Source organism: Acidihalobacter aeolianus (assembly GCF_001753165.1).
Classification (GTDB): domain Bacteria; phylum Pseudomonadota; class Gammaproteobacteria; order DSM-5130; family Acidihalobacteraceae; genus Acidihalobacter; species Acidihalobacter aeolianus.
This window is the reverse complement of sequence record NZ_CP017448.1, coordinates 612,709-630,741: the sequence shown is the minus strand read 5'-3', so window position 1 is coordinate 630,741 and position 18,033 is coordinate 612,709. Positions and strand designations below refer to the sequence as shown.

Genomic DNA, 18,033 nt, shown 5'->3' with positions numbered 1-18,033 from the left:
TTTACTTCTCCGCTGTGTCGAGCGCCGCACCGGCGGCCAGGGCAGCCCCGTCGCTGCGCGGATCGGCGCCCGCCCAGAGTTCGAGGCCGCCATCGCGGCCGCGGTCGATCCGGATCAGTCCCGCATGCCCCATGATATCGGCATAGCGCGGCGCCCAGCTCACGTCGCGGTGCCCACGACGCTCCAAGCCTGCCTTGACCGCCGGGTCGAAGCGATGCTCAAGTCTGACGCCGGCAACACTCTCCCCCCAGGTTCGGCCGAACAGCCAGCGCGGCGCAGCCACCGCCGCTTCCGGGGCGTAACCGAAATCCAGCGCGCGCGTCAGTATCGCCGCCTGGGTCTGCGGCTGACCATCGCCGCCCATGGTGCCGTATACCAGTCGGGGCACCCCCCGCTCCAGATACATCGCCGGATTCAGGGTGTGAAATGGCCGCTTTCCGGGTGCGAGCAGATTGGGATGCCCAGGCGTCAGCACGAAGCCGCACCCCCGGTTGTTCCACACCACACCCGTATTACCGGCGACCACGCCGCAGCCGAATTCGTAATAGATACTCTGGATCATGCTCACCGCACGCCCCTGAGCATCGACCACCCCGAACCACACCGTATCGCCCGGGCCCGGGACCACCGGCGTCGGCTGCGCACGCCCCGGGTCAATACCGGTACAAAGCCGGTCGAGATATTCCGGATTCAGCAGTTCACCCACTGGTACCTCGACGAACGCAGGATCGCCGACATAACGGTCGCGCAGCGCGAAGGCGAGCTTGGTCGCCTCGATGGCATGGTGCACGTAGGCGTCGCCCTCCGGGTCCATCTCGGCAATACCGGCACGTTCCATCAGCCCCAACAGCATCAGCGAGGCGATACCCTGGGTCGGGGGCGGTAGGTTGAGCAGAGTGCCTCGGGCGTAATCCAGTCGTAGAGGCTCGACCCATTCAGGGCGACAGCCTGCAAGATCGTCCGGCCTCAGTAGACTGCCGGCGTCGCGCAACCCGGCGGCCAACCGCTCGCCCAGCGAACCGCGGTAGAAACATTCCGCGCCGTCACGCTGCAGCTCGCCCAGGGTTTCGGCCAGATCCGGTTGGCGCCAGGTCGTGCCGCCCGCCGGCACTTCGCCGTCGATCAGAAAGGTCCTGGAGAATCCGGGCAGCTCACGCAGCGCATCCAGTCGTTCCTGCAAAATGCTCGCGTGGCTGCGACTGACGGGGAATCCCTGCTCGGCGAAACGTCGCGCAGGTTCGAGCAGCTCGGCCCAGCTCAGGCGTCCCGCCCAAGATTCGCGGCTCAGACGATAGGCCTCGCCCCAGCTGCCGACGGCACCCGCCACGGTTACTGCAGCCAGGCCACCTCGCACCGGCATGGCGTTCAATCCAGCGCTGGCATAGTGATCGGGCGAATATGCGGCCCCAGCCTGCCCAGCACCGGCGAGTCCGCGCACATCCTTGCCGTTCGCGATCAACCAAAATGCATCACCCCCCAGGCTGTTCATGTGCGGATACACCACGGCAATGGCCGCAGCCACGGCGATCGCCGCCTCGATCGCATTACCGCCACGAGCCAGTATCGCAGCCCCCACCTCGCTGGCCAGCGCATTGGGCGCTGTCACCACACCATTACGCGAATACGCTTTCAGAGTGGCAGCCATGCGCTCGTTTTCAGCATTCATCGATCCGGAGCCGGGGATAATGGGCCGACCCGACATTATGCGGCATCTTGCCGACCAAGTGTGTGCTGCGCCACGGCGCTCCACCCGGCCGAATGGTAGAATTGGCGGTTTACCGTAAACGGAAGCCGAAACACATGCTCCATCACCCAGCAACTTTGTCGCCAGCCCTCTGCTTATGACCAACATGCCGCAAGCGCTGCGCGTCGGTGTTTATGTCGACGTGTCCAACATTCACCTTAACGGTGGCTATCGCATGCAGTTCGACATACTGCGCGATTTCGCTTGCCGCGATGGCGCTAACCCGGTTCATCTGAACGCCTACCTCGCCTATGACGCCCAGCGCGCCGAGCGCGACGCCGGTTACCGCAGCGGGGCCCGCCAGTTCCATGCCGCGCTGCGTGACATCGGCTACAAGGTCATCGTCAAACACGTACGCTGGTACACCGACGAGGACGGCGAGCGCTATGGCAAGGCCAACATGGATTTGGAACTCGCGGTCGACGCTCTATTACAGGGCGAACGCCTTGATCGCGTGCTCATCGCAAGCGGCGACGGTGACTTTGCCTATCTCGTGCGCGCCCTGCAAAACCGTGGCTGCCGCACCGAACTGGTCGCCTTCAGTAATGTCTCCGCAGACCTGCGCCAGGAGGTCGACCTGTTCGTGTCCGGCTATCTCATTCCGGGGTTGTTGCCGGTCAAATCGGATCAACCCTGGGGCGTTCTGGAATCACGTCTGCGCGGCATCTGCTATCACTACGATCACGACAAAGGGTTCGGTTTCATGCGCTACCTGAAACAGATCGACACACGACTGCACATCACCGATGCGCGCGACCCTCGATCGCCTTATGGGACGGTATTTTTCCACGCCAGCCAGCTACCGCCCGGTTTCGACACCCGCAACCTACCTTCGCGCGAACACATCTTCGAATTCACCCTGCGCCCGCCGGTCGGCGAAGACAAGAAGGACCCGTCCGCAGCCGAGCTCGTGCTCGTCAACTGACTGCCCAGGGGGAGACAACCGTATGAACGTTCTCGTCATCGGCGGCGGCGGTCGCGAACATGCTCTCGCCTGGAAACTCGCGCAGTCGCCTGCCGTGGATACCGTTTACGTCGCCCCCGGCAATGCCGGTACCGCGTGCGAACCGCGCATGCGCAACGTGCCGATTGCCGCCAGCGATATTCCTGCGCTGTTGCGCTTCGCCGGGGACAACGATATCGGACTGACCTTGGTCGGTCCCGAGGCTCCCCTGGTCGCAGGTGTGGTCGATACCTTCCGCGATGCGGGTTTGCGCATCTTCGGGCCCAGCCGCGACGCCGCCCGACTCGAAGGCTCCAAGGCCTTCAGCAAGGATTTCCTGCAGCGCCACCGGATTCCCACCGCCCGTTATGGCTGCTTCACCGAAATCGCCCCCGCGTTCGAATTCATCCACGACCACGGAGCACCGATCGTGGTCAAGGCGGATGGCCTTGCGTCGGGCAAGGGTGTCATCGTGGCGCAGACCCAGGAAGAGGCCAAGGACGCCGTGCGCGACATGCTGGCCGGCAACGCCTTCGGCGAGGCCGGGCATCGGGTGGTGATTGAGGAATTCCTCGTCGGGGAGGAAGCAAGCTTCATCTGCATGATCGATGGCGCGCACATCCTGCCGATGGCGACTTCACAGGACCACAAGGCCCGCGACGATGGCGATCGAGGACCGAACACCGGCGGTATGGGCGCGTATTCACCCGCTCCCGTCATCACGCCGGCGATCCACGCACGCGTGCTGCGTGAGGTGATCGAACCCACCGTGGCCGGCATGGCCAGCGAAGGCACACCGTACACGGGCTTTCTATACGCCGGCCTGATGATCGACGCCCAAGGCACGCCCAAGGTGCTTGAGTTCAACTGCCGCTTCGGCGACCCGGAAACCCAGCCTATTATGATGCGCCTGCGCAGTGACCTGTTTGCATTGCTGGATGCCGCAATAGACGGTCGACTTGATCGGATCGAAGCCGATTGGGATCCGCGCGTGGCGCTCGGTGTGGTGCTCGCAGCAGCCGGCTACCCGGAAACCTACCGAGAGGACGAACGCCTCGACCCGCTGCCCAAGGACGGCGACGACTGCAAGCTTTTCCATGCTGGCACACGGCTGGACGGTGGGCGCATCCTAAGCGCCGGCGGGAGGGTATTGTGCGCCACGGCGTTGGGCGATACTGTGGCGGATGCACGCGCACGCGCCTACGAGTTGGCGCAGTCCGTGGCATGGCCTGGCAAGTATTACCGTACCGACATTGGGCACCGGGCGTTGTCCCGAAAAAACTGACGCTCAATCAGCATTGGAAAGCGGCAGCCCGGAGGGCATGAAACCGTCGATCCAGATGTCGGAATTCTGAGCCACCTCCCAGAGATGGAATGCGTCAATGAACGACATCCTCCATGAAAGCGTATTCACTCCACTGGAGAACGATCGTAAAGCCTTGAGCGATTCGATCAGGGGGCGACTGATCCACAGCCTGGGCAAGGACCCGCTATCCGCTACCGAACGCGATTGGCTCAATGCCGTTTCTCTCGCCGTCCGCGAGCGCATGCTGGAACGCTGGATATTCACCCGCCGCAACTACCAGGCAGCCGATGCCAAGCGGGTTTACTACCTATCCATGGAGTTTCTCATCGGCCGCGGCTTGGTGAATGCCATGCTCAACCTCGGCATCTACGACGCGGCCAGGGAAGCCTTAGCTGAATTCGGTGTCGACCTCGAACGTATCGAGGAATTGGAACCGGATGCCGCACTCGGCAATGGCGGCCTTGGTCGCCTCGCAGCATGCATACTCGACTCGCTCGCCAGTCAGTGCCTGCCCGGGTTCGGCTATGGCATCCGCTACGAATACGGCATGTTCACCCAGGAAATCCGCGACGGATTCCAGATCGAGCACCCGGACACCTGGCTGCGCTATGGCAACCCTTGGGAACTACCGCGACCGGAGGCGCTTCACCCGGTGCGCTTCTACGGACACCTCATCACCCATTACCGCGGCGACGGCGAGGCGCAGCATTTCTGGGAAGACGGAGAGACCGTATACGCCATGCCCTACGACCTGCCCGTGCCCGGCTACGGCGGCGGCAACGTCAACAACCTGCGACTCTGGTCCGCCAAGGCCTCCAGAGATTTCGAACTCGAATATTTCAACGAAGGCGACTATATCGGCGCAGTCGAGCAGAAAAATGTTTCGGAAAACATCAGTCGCGTGCTTTACCCGAACGACGCAAGCCAGGCAGGTCGTGAACTGCGGTTGAAGCAGGAATATTTCTTCGTATCTGCATCGCTACAGGACATCCTGAAGCGTCACCACGATGACGACCACACCTGGGAAGCCCTGCCGGAACACGTCGCCATTCAGCTCAACGACACTCACCCCGCAATCGCCGTCGCCGAGCTCATGCGTTTGCTGGTAGACGAACACGACCTCACTTGGGAAGCAGCCTGGGATATCACGGTGAGGACCTTCGCCTACACCAACCACACGCTGATGCCGGAGGCACTTGAAACCTGGCCTGTCGAACTCATGAGCCGGGTCTTGCCCCGCCACATGCAGATCATCTACGACATCAACCATCGTTTCCTGAACGAAGTCAGACACTGTTTCCCCGGAGACCAGGATCTGCTGCGTCGCGTTTCATTGATCGACGAGGATCACGGGCGCCGTGTGCGTATGGCGCATCTTGCAGTCGTGGGGAGCCACCACACCAATGGCGTTGCCGCCCTACATAGCGAGCTACTGCGCAATACCCTGTTCAACGATTTCTACCGCATCATGCCTGCACGCTTCGTCAACGTGACCAATGGCGTCACCCCTCGGCTCTGGCTGCATCAGGCCAATCCCGGACTGAGTCGATTCATCGATGAGCATGTCGGCCAGGAGTGGGTTCACGATCTCAACCGGCTGACCGAACTCGAAGCACTGGCGGATGACGCCGAAGCACGGGCCAACTTCCGAGAGATCAAGCTGGCCAACAAACGCCGCCTGGCCGCGTACATCGAGCGCACGGTCGGGGTTCAGGTCGACCCTCAGGCCATGTTCGACGTGCAGATCAAGCGGATCCACGAATACAAGCGCCAGCTCCTCAAGCTGCTGCACGTGGTTACCCTGTACAACCGCATCCGCGACGGGCATGCGGATGACTGTGCAGCGCGCGTGGTGCTGTTCGCTGGCAAGGCAGCTCCGGCCTATGTCATGGCCAAGCAGATCATCCGCTTGATCAACGATGTCGCCGACGTGGTCAACAATGATCCGCTGGTGGGCGATCGCCTCAAGTGTGTATTCATACCCAACTATGGGGTATCGAGCGCCACGGTCATCATCCCTGCTGCCGACCTGTCGGAACAGATTTCGACGGCAGGCACAGAAGCCTCCGGCACCGGCAACATGAAGCTCGCGCTCAACGGCGCATTGACCATCGGAACCCTGGACGGCGCCAACATTGAAATACGCGACGAGGTGGGTGCAGACAACATTTTTATCTTCGGCCTGCATACCGATGAGGTCGAAGCACTACGCCGCAACGGTTACGATCCGATGAATCATTATCGCGACAACCCCCAGCTCGCCCGCTGCCTGAACATGATTGCGAGCGATTTCTTCGCTCCTGACGACCCCCATCGTCACAAAGCTATCGTCGATAGTTTGCTGTATGAGGACCGCTACCTGTTACTGGCCGATTATGCGGCTTACGTACAAGCTCAGGATCAAGTGGATCAGGTTTTCCGGGATAAGGAAGAATGGACGCGGCGCGCACTGCTCAACACAGCGCGCATGGGATACTTTTCGATCGACCGTACAGTCCAGGAATACGCCCGCGACATCTGGGGGATCGAGCGCAACTGCGCCTCACAACGCTGACCGGCGGCGGAACCGCCGGCCGGGGCGCTCAGGAGCGCTTCATCGCGTCGAAGAACTCGTTGTTAGTCTTGGTCTGCTGCAGACGACCCAACAGGAATTCCATGGCGTCGAGATCGTCCATGCCATGCAGGAACTTGCGCAGGATCCAGAGCTTCTGCAACTCGTCCGGATCGGTCAGCAGTTCCTCGCGACGCGTCCCGGAACGGTTGATGTTGATCGCCGGATAGACGCGTTTCTCCGCGATGCGACGGTCCAGGTGCACCTCCATGTTGCCGGTGCCCTTGAACTCCTCGTAGATCACCTCGTCCATCTTCGAGCCGGTGTCTACCAGCGCGGTCGCAATGATGGTCAGGCTGCCGCCTTCCTCGATATTGCGGGCGGCGCCGAAGAAACGCTTCGGACGATGCAGTGCATTGGCGTCGACGCCGCCGGTCAGCACCTTGCCGGACGAGGGCACCACGGTGTTGTAGGCGCGCGCCAGACGAGTGATGGAATCCAGCAGGATAACGACATCGCGCTTGTGTTCGACCAGGCGTTTGGCCTTCTCGATGACCATTTCCGCAACCTGCACGTGGCGCGAGGCGGGTTCGTCGAAGGTCGAGGAAATCACCTCGCCCTGCACCATGCGCGACATCTCGGTGACCTCCTCGGGACGCTCGTCGATGAGCAGCACGATGAGGTAACAGTCCGGATAGTTCGAAGCGATGCTCTGCGCGATGTTCTGCATCATCATCGTTTTACCGGCCTTCGGCGGCGAGACGATCAGGCCACGCTGGCCCTTGCCGAAAGGCGCGACGATGTCGATCACGCGCGCGGTGATGTCCTCCGTGCTGCCGTTGCCGCGCTCGATACGCAATCGGTTCTGCGCATGCAGCGGCGTCAGGTTCTCGAACAGCACCTTGTGCTTGGCGTTCTCCGGCGGCTCGAAGTTGATGTGGTCGACCTTGAGCAGGGCGAAATAGCGTTCGCCCTCCTTGGGCGGCCGGATCTTGCCGGAAATCGTATCGCCGGTGCGCAGGTTGAAGCGCCTGATCTGGCTGGGGGAAACGTAGATATCGTCGGGACCGGCAAGATAGGAGCTGTCAGCGCCGCGCAGGAATCCGAAGCCGTCCTGCAGAATTTCCAGCACGCCGTCTCCGTAGATATCCTCTCCATTCTTGGCATGCGCCTTGAGCATGGAGAAGATGATGTCCTGCTTGCGGGCACGCGCCGTGCCTTCGATATTCATGCTGCGGGCCAGTTCCACCACCTCGGCGGCTGGCATCTGCTTGAGTTCGGTCAGATTCATCGTTACTCGGAAGGAATAGAAAGAAAATAAGAGCTGAATTCTCGTAGCGACGCGGGTGACCTTGGGTCACCGCGCTGACGTGCGACGTTTATTCGAATCGGGGAGATCGCCGCGGACGGCTTTATGAGGGAATATTGCGCGCCCGTGCAGAGAAATCTAACACGCCACACGCCCGGCGTCCAGACCACGAGTGGGGGGTCATGGACGCCGCACCCGTAAACATCAGATATTCTGATCCAGAAAGGCAGTCAACTGGGATTTCGAGACAGCGCCAACCTTGGTCGCCTCGACACTGCCCGATTTGAACAGCATCAGCGTGGGGATGCCGCGGATACCGTATTTCGGCGGTGTTGCGGGATTCTCATCGATGTTGAGCTTGGCGATCTTGAGGCGCCCCTCGTACTCGCTCGCGATCTCGTCGAGCACCGGCGCGATCATCTTGCAGGGTCCGCACCACTCCGCCCAGTAATCCACCAGCACAGGCTGGTCCGACTTGAGAACCTCCGACTCGAAATCGCTGTCAGACACGTGAAGTATCTTGTCGCTCACAATTGACCTCCGAAATGGATAACTTGGCAAGACCGCAGCTTACGGATAAGGTGCTGGCTCCGGAGCCCGACGCACCGGCCACGATCCCATGTGAGCGGGATTGTGGGCCGAGTACCGGACCCATTTCAAGCCCGCAGCCGACAGCACTATGACCGACACCCACTTATCCGAGCATAACTTCGACAGCCTGGCGCTTGCCGCCGAGATACGCCGAGGTATCGCGGACTGCGGTTTCTCCAAGATGACGCCCATTCAAGCGGCCATCATGCCCATCGCACTGGCCGGAGACGACGCGGCTGGCCAGGCGCAGACCGGCACCGGCAAGACGGCAGCCTTCCTGATCGCCACCTTCAACCACCTGCTCACCCATCCGGCCGCCGATTCGCGCAAGCCCAATCAGCCACGCGCACTCGTGCTGGCCCCGACGCGCGAGCTCGCGATCCAAATCCACAAGGATGCCGAGGCATTGGGTCGACATGCCGGCCTGCGGCTCGCCCTGGTCTACGGCGGCGTCGATTACGACAAGCAACGCCGCAGCCTTGAGGATGGGGTCGATATTCTCATCGGCACGCCCGGGCGTATCATCGACTATTTCAAGCAGCACGTGTTCGATCTGCGCGCGCTGCAGGTCATGGTGCTCGACGAGGCCGACCGCATGTTCGACCTCGGTTTCATCAAGGACATCCGTTTCCTGCTGCGGCGCATGCCTCCACCTGAAAAGCGCCTGTCCATGCTGTTCTCGGCCACGCTCTCCTATCGCGTGATGGAGCTGGCCTACGAGCACATGAACAATCCGCAGACCGTGCGTATCGAACCAGAGCAGATCACCGCCGAGCGGGTGCGACAGGAAGTCTACTACCCCTCCAACCACGAGAAGATCCCCCTGCTACTCGGCCTGTTGACGCGGGAGAAACCCGAACGGAGCATCGTGTTCACCAACACCAAGCGTGCCGCCGAGGAAATCACCGCCTATCTCGAGGACAACGGCTACCCCACAGCGCTGCTTTCCGGCGACGTTCCGCAGAAAAAGCGGCAGAGCCTGTTGCGCGCCTTCACTCAGGGCGAGGTCTCTGTGATGGTCGCCACCGATGTGGCCGCACGTGGACTCCACATCCCCGACGTGACTCATGTATTCAACTACGACCTGCCCCAGTCGCCCGAGGACTACGTCCACCGGATCGGGCGTACCGCGCGCGCAGGCGCCGAGGGCGACGCGATCAGCTTTGCCTGCGAGGACACCGCCTTTTACCTGCCTGAGATCGAGGCCTACATCGGCATGAAGATCCAGTCCCAGGTCGTCGAGCCGTCCTTGCTGCAGGAGCCACGCAGCCAGCTGCGTCACGAGCGCAAACGCCGTTCTTCCCGCGGCGGCCCCACCAAGGCCGGGCGCAGCAACAAGAGCGGTGAAGGAGCACACCGCCGCCGACGGCGCAAACCGACCCCCAATCCCGGCTGAGCAAGAGGCACGCACAAGCGCCAGCATGATCGACCTCTGGGCACCCACCCCTGGTATTGGCCTGGGCACCGCCCTTGCCACCGCCTTCCTGCTAGGCATGGTCCATGGGATCACGCCCGACGAGCATACCTGGCCGATCACTTACAGCTACGCCATCGGCAGTTATTCGACCCGCCGCGGCCTGGTGGCCGGGCTGACCTTTTCCCTGGCGTTCACGGTACAGCGCGCACTGGCCAGCGAATTGGCCTATCTCGCCCTCGACCGCTGGTTTTCGGCTTCGGCGCGACTGAATTTCTACGTCTACATCGTGGTCGGTGCCGCCATGTGGATCGGAGGGCGCTACATTCGCGGCGGTCGCGGATTCCACTTCTGGAGGCCGCCTCCCAGCGCCAGCGCGCCACCCGACCTGCGCGCGCCGCGCCCGTGGATGCCGCTGGCACATGGGTTTATCGCCGGCTGGGGCATCGGTGCCTTCGCGCTGATCATCTATACGGTACTTGCGCCAGCCATGCCCTCTGCCGGACTGGGCTGGCTGCCAGGCGCGCTATTCGGACTCGGCACGACCATAGTCCAGGCCTTATCCGGAGCGCTGATCGGCTTGCTAGCCCAACGCATCGGAATGCCCGACGACATCATCCGTCGTATTGCTTTGGTTACCGCCGGCCGCACGCTGCACTGGGGCGGCATCGTATTCGTCCTTGGCGGACTGTTCGGCCTGCTGGCGCCGCACTGGGCTTCGCTGAGCGTCGCCACCGGCATCCGGATACACAATCTCGCGCATCTCGGTCTTGCCTTCTTGCTCGTGATGACCGTGGTCATGTTCATCGGCGTGGGTTCGCTGATCGAGCAGATCGCCTTCTGGCGACGACGCCAGCGCTGACGCCAGAACGCGAAACGCCCGCATTGCGCGGGCGTTTCGCTGGTTCCCGATGCGGGCGTGCCGATCAGGTATGTTGCGCGCCGTGGTAGAGATTGACCACGTGGCGCGCCTCGGCGAAGAATAGCCAACGCTCGACGCCCTTGCCGACGAGCGAGGACAGTACCGCGAAGATCGCCAGAGCGAACGCGCCCGTCTGCGCCGTGGCGGCAACCGAGATCAGGATCAGCGGCAGAACGAAGCCCAACCCGAAGACCACGACCTTGAGCACACGCAGCGTCCCGACGGGAACGTGATAGCCGAACTCTTCGGTAAGGAAGGTACCGGCGGTATGCCCGACGTCGAGCAGACGCACTGAGGCGCGTGTGAAGGTGGTCGCGGTGTTGATCGTCGGCCCGCTGGTCTTGCCGATCCAGTAGTAGTAGATCCCCTTCATGACGCCGGTCATCACCAGGGCAGTGCCCGCAACACCGGTGATGAACTGCAGGTCGGCTCCGAAATAGGCCTCGATCGCCAGATGGAACAGCGCACCCAGGGTCAGGCCCATCAGCAAATAGTTGGCCGGAACCAGCGGCGTGTTCCACTGGCGCATGGTCTTGAGGCAGGCGTAGATCATGCCCGTGGCGAATACGGTCATGAAACCCAGCACAATACCGATCACGCCCATCAGACCGAAGAAGGCGGGGACATGGGGACCGTAGAGATAGACACTCAGCAGGTATAACAGGCCGAAGGGGAAGAAGACCATGGCGAGCACCGCCTCGCGCGACAGCCAGGACGTCTTCACGCGCATGACGGAACGCCATGCGTTCTTCGGATTGGCCAAGTGTCCCGTGGACGAGATCAGTCCTGCGATGATGAGCACGAAGGCCGTGATCAGCGCGCTGAGCAGCTCTGAACGGTCCATCGCCGGGCCAAGGCGAAACAGCTGCAGGATCGCGGTCAGCGAGTACAAGCCAAAGCCTGCGCCGGAAACGACGGTGAAGAAAATAACAGACAATGCCGGATGCATGTGACTTACCTCAAACTCAGATGCAGGGAGCGGCGCGGATCAGCGCGCCACCGCCTTGTTGACCCATTCCTTGACCTTGCCGACGAGGCTGTCGCGGCGCACGTCCTCGGTGGGAATCGGCGTGTTGATGCGCGGCGGCAGGTAGCGGTTGGTCGGGTTGTAGCCGAGTTCCGGCATCAGCTGCATGCCGTCGCGCTCGCGCACCAGACGGCTGACCTCGGAATCCGGATCGTCGAAATCGCCGAAGAAGCGAGCGTGCGCCGGGCAGGTGATGACGCAGGACGGCTGGCGGTCGATCTCGGCCAGGGTCTCGTCGTAAATCCGGTCGATGCACAGCGTGCACTTCTTCATCGTGCCCGATTCGCGGTCCAGCTCGCGGGCGCCGTAGGGGCAGGCCCAGGAGCAGTAGTTGCAGCCCATGCATTTGGTCTGATCGACCAGGACGACGCCGTCTTCCTTGCGCTTGTACGACGCGCCGGTGGGACAGACGGTGACGCAGTCCGCGTCCTCGCAGTGCATGCAGGACATCGGGAAGTTGATGGTCTTGCTGTTTGGGTAGTCGCCCACCTCGTAATGGCGGATGCGGTTGAACCACACGCCGCTCGGATCGGCGCCGTAGGGCCGGTAGTCGGTCAGCGGGCCGGTGGTGCCCGAGGTGTTCCACTGCTTGCAGGCCACCGCGCAGGCATGGCAGCCGACGCAGGTGTCCAGATCGATGACGAGGCCGAGTCGCATGATCTATATGCTCCTTTGGTTCCGTTATTTCTGGCCGCGGGTCAGGACGTCGCCGAGGTCGCGCTGCATGCGCACCGGCTCGTGCGTGTGGTAGCGAAGGACGTCGGGCGATTCCGCCACGTTGGGCAGCCGCTTGATGGTGTCGAAGGTCGGCCAGGTGCCCACCTCGCCCGGCGCAGCCGGGGTGATTTTCACGCGCAGGTCGTACCATGCCGCCTGACCGGTGACCGGGTCGGAATTGGTGATGTTGTCGACCGCATCGCCCTTGCTCGGGAGCAGTTCGCGAATCAGGTGGTTCATCAGGAAGCCCTTGGTGGCCTCGTTGGCATCTGGCTTGAGACCCCAGGCACCGGACTGCTTGCCGATCGCGTTCCAGGTCCACACCGTGTTGCGCTCGACGCCCTCCATGAGCTTGACCTGGACGCGAATCTTGCCGTTATGCGACTCGACCCACACCCAGGACTTGTCCTCGATGCCCATCTCGGTCGCCTGCTGGCGGTTCATGAACAGGTAGTTCTGGGCCACGATCTGACGCAGCCAGGCGTTCTGCGAATCCCACGAGTGGTACATGAACATGGGACGCTGGTTGACCGCGTGGAACGGATATTCGTCCTCGTTGATGCGGCATTGCTCCAGCGGCTTGTAATGCTCCGGCAGCGGCGAGAAGTACTTGACCAGACGTTCCTTGTGCTCCGGCTTGCTTGGCTGCGGGCCGTCGTACAGACCCTGGCCGGCGAGACGGAATTTCTGCAGCGTCTCGGAGTACAACTCGATGATGATGGGATCGGTCGAGCCCACCCAGCCGGCATGCTTGGCCAGTTCGAGGTAATCCTTGTTGGCGAAGCGGTAGTAGCGCGTGTTTTCCGGCAGGTGGTAGGCGAAGAACGACTGGTTCTCGATGTAGCGGTCCCACTGCTTGGGATTGGGCTTGCCGCGCAGATGCACCTCGTTGCCGTTCTCGTCCAGACGCCAGCCGGAGAGGAAGCCGATCCCCGGCTCCTTCTCGTAGTTGACGATGAAGTCCTTGTAGTCCTTGAATTTGCGCGAACCGTCGGCGTTGGTGAAGGCCGGGAACTTGAGGCGCGAGGCCAGTTCCACCTGCACTTCCTGCCAGGCCATCACGTCGCGCTTGGGCTCGATCACCGGCTGACGGATGGAGTCCGCAGCAAGATCCGCCTCAGAAATCGGACGATCGAGCATCGAAATGGTGTCATAGCGCTCGAGGTAGGTGGTATCCGGAATCACCAGATCGGCGAAGTTGACCATCTCCGAGTGGAAGGCATCGGACACGACCAGGAAGGGGATTTTGTATTCACCATCCTCGCCGCGTGTGCGCAGCAGATCCTGCATCTCCTTGGTATTCATGCTGGAATTCCACGCCATGTTCGCCATGAAAAACATCAGCGTGTCGATCGGGTAGGGATCGCCCTTCACCGCATTGGTGATGACCATATGCATCAAGCCGTGATTGGAAATCGGCGCATCCCAGGAGAAGGCCTTGTCGATGCGTAGCGGATTGCCGTCGGCATCGATGACCAGATCCTCCGGCGCCTTGGGGAAACCCAGCGGCGGGCTCTTGAGCGGCGTATTCGGCGCCATCTCCTTGGCCGGCTTGATCGACGGCGGCACGTGCTTGGGATACGGCGGCTTGGCAACATGCCCGCCGGGGCAGTCGATCGCACCCAGCAGCGCCTGCACCAGATGGATCGCACGGCAGGCCTGGAAACCGTTGGAGTGCGCCGAGATGCCGCGCATCGCGTGCATCGACACCGGCCGACCGACGAACTTGTCGTGCTTGCGCCCGGCCCAGTCGGTCCACTCGACGTCGACCTCGATGGTTTCCTTGAAGGCGACATGCGCCATTTCCAGCGCCAGCCGCTCGATGGTCTCGGCGGGTATGCCGGTCACCTTTTCCGCGTTTTCCGGGGCGTACTGCTCGTCGAGGTACTTCTCGGCCAGCAACATCATCGCGCTCTTCACCGGACGGCCGTCGGGACCCTGGCCTTCCCAAAACAGGGCCGGCTGGATGTCCGCACGCGTCGCGTCCACGAAAGAGTCGCCGGCCATGTCCCAGGCCAGCGGCTTGCCGTCGGCGTCGCGCGCAAACAGGCCGTCGCCCTTCTCGCCGGGGGTGTTCACCACCAGCCAGGGGCTGTTGGTGTAGCGGATCAGGAAATCCCAGTCGAACTGCTCGTGCTTGAGCAGCACATGCGCCATGGACAGGGCGAACATCGCGTCGGTGCCGGGACGGATCGGGACCCATTCGTCGGCGACGGCCTGGTAACCGGTACGTACCGGATTGACGCCGACGAACTTGGCGCCGCGACGCTTGAGCTTCTCGATGCCGATCTTGATCGGGTTGGAGGCATGATCCTCGGCCACGCCCCACATCATGAAATATTTCGTGCGATCCCAGTCGGGGTCACCGAATTCCCAGAAGGCATGCCCCATGGTGTAGAGGCCGCCAGCGGCCATGTTCACGGAGCAGAAACCGCCGTGCGCCGCCCAGTTGATGGTGCCGAACTGGGTCGCCCACAGGCCGGTCAACGCCTGCATCTGGTCGCGGCCGGTGAAATAGGCCAGTTTCTTGGGGTCGGTCTCGCGGATTTTCTTGAGGCGCTCGGTCAGGATGTCGAGCGCGCGCTCCATCGAGATTTCCTCGAACTCGCCGCTGCCGCGCTCGGCTCCCTGCTTGCGCAGCAAGGGCGAGCGCAACTTGCCCGGCGAATTCTGCTTCATGATGCCGGCATTGCCTTTTGCGCAAAGCACGCCCTTGTTGATGGGGTGGTTGCGGTTACCCTGGATGAAACGGACCTGGTTGTCCTCCACGGTGACCTTGATTCCACAGCGGCAGGCACACATGTAACAGGTGGTATATTTGATTTCCTGTTTCGCGTGGTTTTCGAATTCCGGAATCGCGCTCATGCAGAACCTCTGGCTACTGTATCTGATGTAGACCCCGCAGTCTGAAGGCCCGCGCCGCGAGACTCAAACTAGTCTTTTTTATTTTCTAATCCATAAAATTAATGGAACAAAAAAAAATACTTATTGTCATTATCGGCACGTTGATAACCCTCAGCCGTACCGAGTGTTTTGCTACTGGGGCCGCGCGTATACTTTACGCATGCACACTCTGACTGATCGCTTCAACCGCCGTATCGAATATGTCCGCCTGTCGGTCACAGATCGATGCGACCTGCGCTGCAGCTACTGCATGCCACGGGGTTTCAAGGACTTCAGCGAACCCGAGGAATGGTTGACCTTCGCCGAAATCGAACGTGTGATCGCCGCCTTCGCGCGGCTCGGCGTGCGCCGCGTACGGCTGACGGGCGGCGAACCCCTGGTGCGCAGGAACCTGCCCGAGCTTGCCAGACAACTTGCCAGCCTGCCGGGCATCGAAGACCTGTCGCTGTCAACCAATGCGACGCGACTCTCGAAACACGCCACTACGCTGCGCGCGGCCGGGGTGTCGCGCATCAACGTAAGCCTGGATACCCTGCGGCCCGAACGTTTCAAGACCATCACCGGCGGCAAGCTCGACAAGGTGATCGAGGGGTTGTTAGCGGCCAAGGCCGCCGGCTTCGGTCCGATCAAGATCAACATGGTCGTGATGCGCGGCGTCAACGACGACGAGGTCGAGGACATGGTGCAGTTCTGCATCGATCACGACTTCACCCTGCGCTTCATCGAAACCATGCCGATGGGCGAAACCGGACGCGAAGCGAGCAGCCAGTACCTCGACCTGCAGACCGTCAAGGCACGCCTCTCGCAACGTTTCGAGCTGATCCCCGGCGTGATGCCCGGGGGCGGCCCCGCGCGCTACGTCCAGGTCGCCGGCACCGACCTGCGCATCGGTTTCATCACCCCGATCTCGCAGCACTTCTGCGAGACCTGCAACCGCGTGCGCCTGTCGGCGGAAGGCACGCTGTATCTGTGCCTGGGCCAGGAAGACAAACTGGAACTACGCCCGCTGCTGCGCGGGGGTATCGACGACGCCGGCCTCGAACAGGCCCTGCGTGACGCCGTCGACCTGAAACCGGAAAAACACGAATTCCGCGAGCGCCCCGGCAAGGTCGTCCGCTTCATGTCGATGACCGGCGGCTGAACTCAGAACATCGAGTTGGAACCCACGTAGGCCTGATATCGGTGCTGCCCGAAGGCATAGGCCACATCCACCCGCAGGTTGACGTTGACCAGCCACGTGATGTGCCAGCGCAGGCCCAGCCCTGCGGCGGGTTCGAGTCGCCACGGCGAGTCGTCGCCGCGAAACCAGGCATTGCCGACGTCCGTGAACAATACCCCGCGCAGTAGCGGCTGGCCGAACAGTGGATGCAGATACTCCACATTCGCCAGCATGTAGGCGTTGCCCTCCAGCGAATCGCGCACATACCCACGCAGTGTGCCAGCCCCACCCAGGGTATAGGCCGGCCCGAGCAGCCGAGACCGGCTGCTGAGACCGAAACGCAGCTGGTAATTGAGATTCTGATCCCCACCAAGACGCTGGTAACCACGGTAATAACCCCCGGTTGCAGCCTGGTTGTAATCGCTGCCGATCAGCGGTCCGCCGACACTCGCACTGATGCCATACTCCACGCCATTACGATAGCCATACCGACCGAGAGCCACTCGCGTGTAGTCCGCGCCGACGGAAATCGCGACCTCCCTTCCCGAGGAGGCCAGATCAGGCGCTCCGGATACATACTGGTAGTTGCTCTGGCTCACGCCGAGCCCCACGCTGCCGCTCCAACCGGTGTTCGGTCCTTCGCGATACAACCAGCGGGTAAGCGCCGCATTCAAGCCGAGGTTCTGATTGCGATATTCACCAACGCTGCCGTTCGCCGCCTCGATCTGCTCCAACTGCTGCGTATGCGTCAGATTGGTCGAAAAACCGTAGGCGGTACCCGGCAATCGCGGCGTCGAATACTCGATGCTTTGCTGATCGGCCGTGCCACCACCGGCAATCTGTTTCTGCTCGACGATCAGCTTCAGACGCTGGTCGAGCCCGAAAAGGTTGTCGAATTCGAGCTGCCCGCCATAGCTGATGTCGCCGTCGGCGTTACGACCAAGCCGGGGCAGCGCCCAGGTGTAGGTTTTCTCCTTGACCGCGAAGATCACTGCGACACGCCCGTTCGACAGCGGCTCGACGCGGTCATTCACCCGCACGAACAGACCTAGATTCATGATCGCCTGACGCGAGGCAGCCACGCGGGACGGCACCAATGGCTCGCCGACGCGGATCAGCAACTGCTGACGCAGCACCGAGGCACGCGTTACGTGATTGCCCTCAAAGCGGATGGCGCCGATCAGCGGAGCGGAAGCGGGAGCAGCGGCAACCGTGCTCAAGACACAGAGAGCCAAACACAGGCCGAGCATCCCCACAAACGCCGCCGACCACACGCGCGCACCGGTCTCTCCCTCCGTCATCATTTCCTCGTCTTCCTGACGGCGCGTGTCTGCTGCACGCGTCTTTGGCACGACCGGCCGATACCGGTATTATCGCTCCCAACGCACGCCCGATAACGGCGTGCGTTTTCCACTATAAAACAGCGGTTAAGGCCCTGCATGGACA

At 62.0% G+C, this 18,033-nt stretch carries 13 protein-coding genes; 6 read left to right on the top strand and 7 right to left on the bottom strand.

The annotated features are described in order from the left end of the window. Position 1 precedes the first annotated feature (1 nt). Positions 2-1,666 carry a gamma-glutamyltransferase gene (gene ggt, locus BJI67_RS02890; RefSeq protein WP_231940890.1) on the bottom strand — a complete coding sequence of 555 codons (1,665 nt, stop codon included), beginning with the start codon at positions 1,664-1,666 and terminating at the stop codon, positions 2-4. Between the two features lie 184 nt (positions 1,667-1,850). On the opposite strand from ggt, the gene BJI67_RS02885 reads away from it, so the two are divergent. From BJI67_RS02885 to BJI67_RS02875, 3 genes are all read left to right on the top strand, one after another. After that, a complete protein-coding gene (locus BJI67_RS02885) occupies positions 1,851-2,669 on the top strand; it encodes a LabA-like NYN domain-containing protein (protein WP_231940889.1) in 819 nt (272 codons plus the stop codon). 22 nt (positions 2,670-2,691) lie between these two features. Then, entirely contained in the window at positions 2,692-3,972 is a 1,281-nt protein-coding gene (gene purD / locus BJI67_RS02880) for a phosphoribosylamine--glycine ligase (RefSeq protein WP_070071747.1), read from the top strand. A gap of 97 nt (positions 3,973-4,069) precedes the next feature. Beyond that, positions 4,070-6,547: a glycogen/starch/alpha-glucan phosphorylase gene (locus BJI67_RS02875; protein WP_070071746.1), complete on the top strand. Its 2,478-nt coding sequence runs from the start codon at positions 4,070-4,072 to the stop codon at positions 6,545-6,547. Between the two features lie 28 nt (positions 6,548-6,575). On the opposite strand, the gene rho is transcribed toward BJI67_RS02875, so the two are convergent. Beyond that, a complete protein-coding gene (gene rho / locus BJI67_RS02870) occupies positions 6,576-7,835 on the bottom strand; it encodes a transcription termination factor Rho (RefSeq protein ID WP_070071745.1) in 1,260 nt (419 codons plus the stop codon). Positions 7,836-8,057: 222 nt separating this feature from the next. Continuing rightward, entirely contained in the window at positions 8,058-8,384 is a 327-nt protein-coding gene (gene trxA, locus BJI67_RS02865) for a thioredoxin TrxA (protein ID WP_070071744.1), read from the bottom strand. 148 nt (positions 8,385-8,532) lie between these two features. Here trxA and rhlB point away from each other — a divergent pair, with 148 nt between their 5' ends. Together rhlB and BJI67_RS02855 are read left to right on the top strand one after the other, a co-directional pair. Continuing rightward, on the top strand, positions 8,533-9,840 hold the full coding sequence (rhlB, locus tag BJI67_RS02860; protein ID WP_070071743.1) for an ATP-dependent RNA helicase RhlB: 1,308 nt from the start codon (positions 8,533-8,535) through the stop codon (positions 9,838-9,840). A 25-nt stretch (positions 9,841-9,865) separates the two neighbouring features. After that, entirely contained in the window at positions 9,866-10,720 is an 855-nt protein-coding gene (locus tag BJI67_RS02855) for a hypothetical protein (RefSeq protein ID WP_070071742.1), read from the top strand. Positions 10,721-10,784: 64 nt separating this feature from the next. Here the strand turns inward: BJI67_RS02855 and BJI67_RS02850 are convergent, their stop codons facing one another. Genes BJI67_RS02850 through BJI67_RS02840 form a run of 3 tightly spaced genes read right to left on the bottom strand, consistent with a single transcriptional unit; the run spans position 10,785 to position 15,389 of the window. Further along, positions 10,785-11,729, bottom strand: coding sequence for a dimethyl sulfoxide reductase anchor subunit family protein (locus tag BJI67_RS02850; RefSeq protein WP_070071741.1), 945 nt, complete (start codon positions 11,727-11,729; stop codon positions 10,785-10,787). A 39-nt stretch (positions 11,730-11,768) separates the two neighbouring features. Next, complete coding sequence (locus BJI67_RS02845; protein WP_070071740.1) at positions 11,769-12,464, bottom strand: 4Fe-4S dicluster domain-containing protein; 696 nt, start codon at positions 12,462-12,464, stop codon at positions 11,769-11,771. Positions 12,465-12,488: 24 nt separating this feature from the next. After that, the gene (locus BJI67_RS02840; protein ID WP_070071739.1) at positions 12,489-15,389 is read right to left on the bottom strand and encodes a molybdopterin oxidoreductase family protein; all 2,901 of its coding nucleotides are present in this window, start codon (positions 15,387-15,389) and stop codon (positions 12,489-12,491) included. A gap of 199 nt (positions 15,390-15,588) precedes the next feature. Between BJI67_RS02840 and moaA the strand changes: the two genes are divergently transcribed. Beyond that, entirely contained in the window at positions 15,589-16,569 is a 981-nt protein-coding gene (moaA, locus tag BJI67_RS02835) for a GTP 3',8-cyclase MoaA (RefSeq protein WP_070071738.1), read from the top strand. A 2-nt stretch (positions 16,570-16,571) separates the two neighbouring features. Here the strand turns inward: moaA and BJI67_RS02830 are convergent, their stop codons facing one another. Then, positions 16,572-17,939 (bottom strand): BamA/TamA family outer membrane protein, encoded by a 1,368-nt coding sequence (locus BJI67_RS02830; RefSeq protein ID WP_083250584.1) that lies wholly within the window; start codon positions 17,937-17,939, stop codon positions 16,572-16,574. Positions 17,940-18,033 lie beyond the last annotated feature (94 nt).

Excerpts from the sequence above, each read along its gene's own strand:
- ggt (WP_231940890.1), bottom strand. The coding sequence starts at position 1,666 with ATGAATGCTGAAAACGAGCGCATGGCTGCCACTCTGAAAGCGTATTCG.
- BJI67_RS02885 (WP_231940889.1), top strand. The coding sequence starts at position 1,851 with ATGCCGCAAGCGCTGCGCGTCGGTGTTTATGTCGACGTGTCCAACATT.
- purD (WP_070071747.1), top strand. The coding sequence starts at position 2,692 with ATGAACGTTCTCGTCATCGGCGGCGGCGGTCGCGAACATGCTCTCGCC.
- BJI67_RS02875 (WP_070071746.1), top strand. The coding sequence starts at position 4,070 with ATGAACGACATCCTCCATGAAAGCGTATTCACTCCACTGGAGAACGAT.
- rho (WP_070071745.1), bottom strand. The coding sequence starts at position 7,835 with ATGAATCTGACCGAACTCAAGCAGATGCCAGCCGCCGAGGTGGTGGAA.
- rhlB (WP_070071743.1), top strand. The coding sequence starts at position 8,533 with ATGACCGACACCCACTTATCCGAGCATAACTTCGACAGCCTGGCGCTT.
- BJI67_RS02855 (WP_070071742.1), top strand. The coding sequence starts at position 9,866 with ATGATCGACCTCTGGGCACCCACCCCTGGTATTGGCCTGGGCACCGCC.
- BJI67_RS02850 (WP_070071741.1), bottom strand. The coding sequence starts at position 11,729 with ATGCATCCGGCATTGTCTGTTATTTTCTTCACCGTCGTTTCCGGCGCA.
- BJI67_RS02845 (WP_070071740.1), bottom strand. The coding sequence starts at position 12,464 with ATGCGACTCGGCCTCGTCATCGATCTGGACACCTGCGTCGGCTGCCAT.
- BJI67_RS02840 (WP_070071739.1), bottom strand. The coding sequence starts at position 15,389 with ATGAGCGCGATTCCGGAATTCGAAAACCACGCGAAACAGGAAATCAAA.
- moaA (WP_070071738.1), top strand. The coding sequence starts at position 15,589 with ATGCACACTCTGACTGATCGCTTCAACCGCCGTATCGAATATGTCCGC.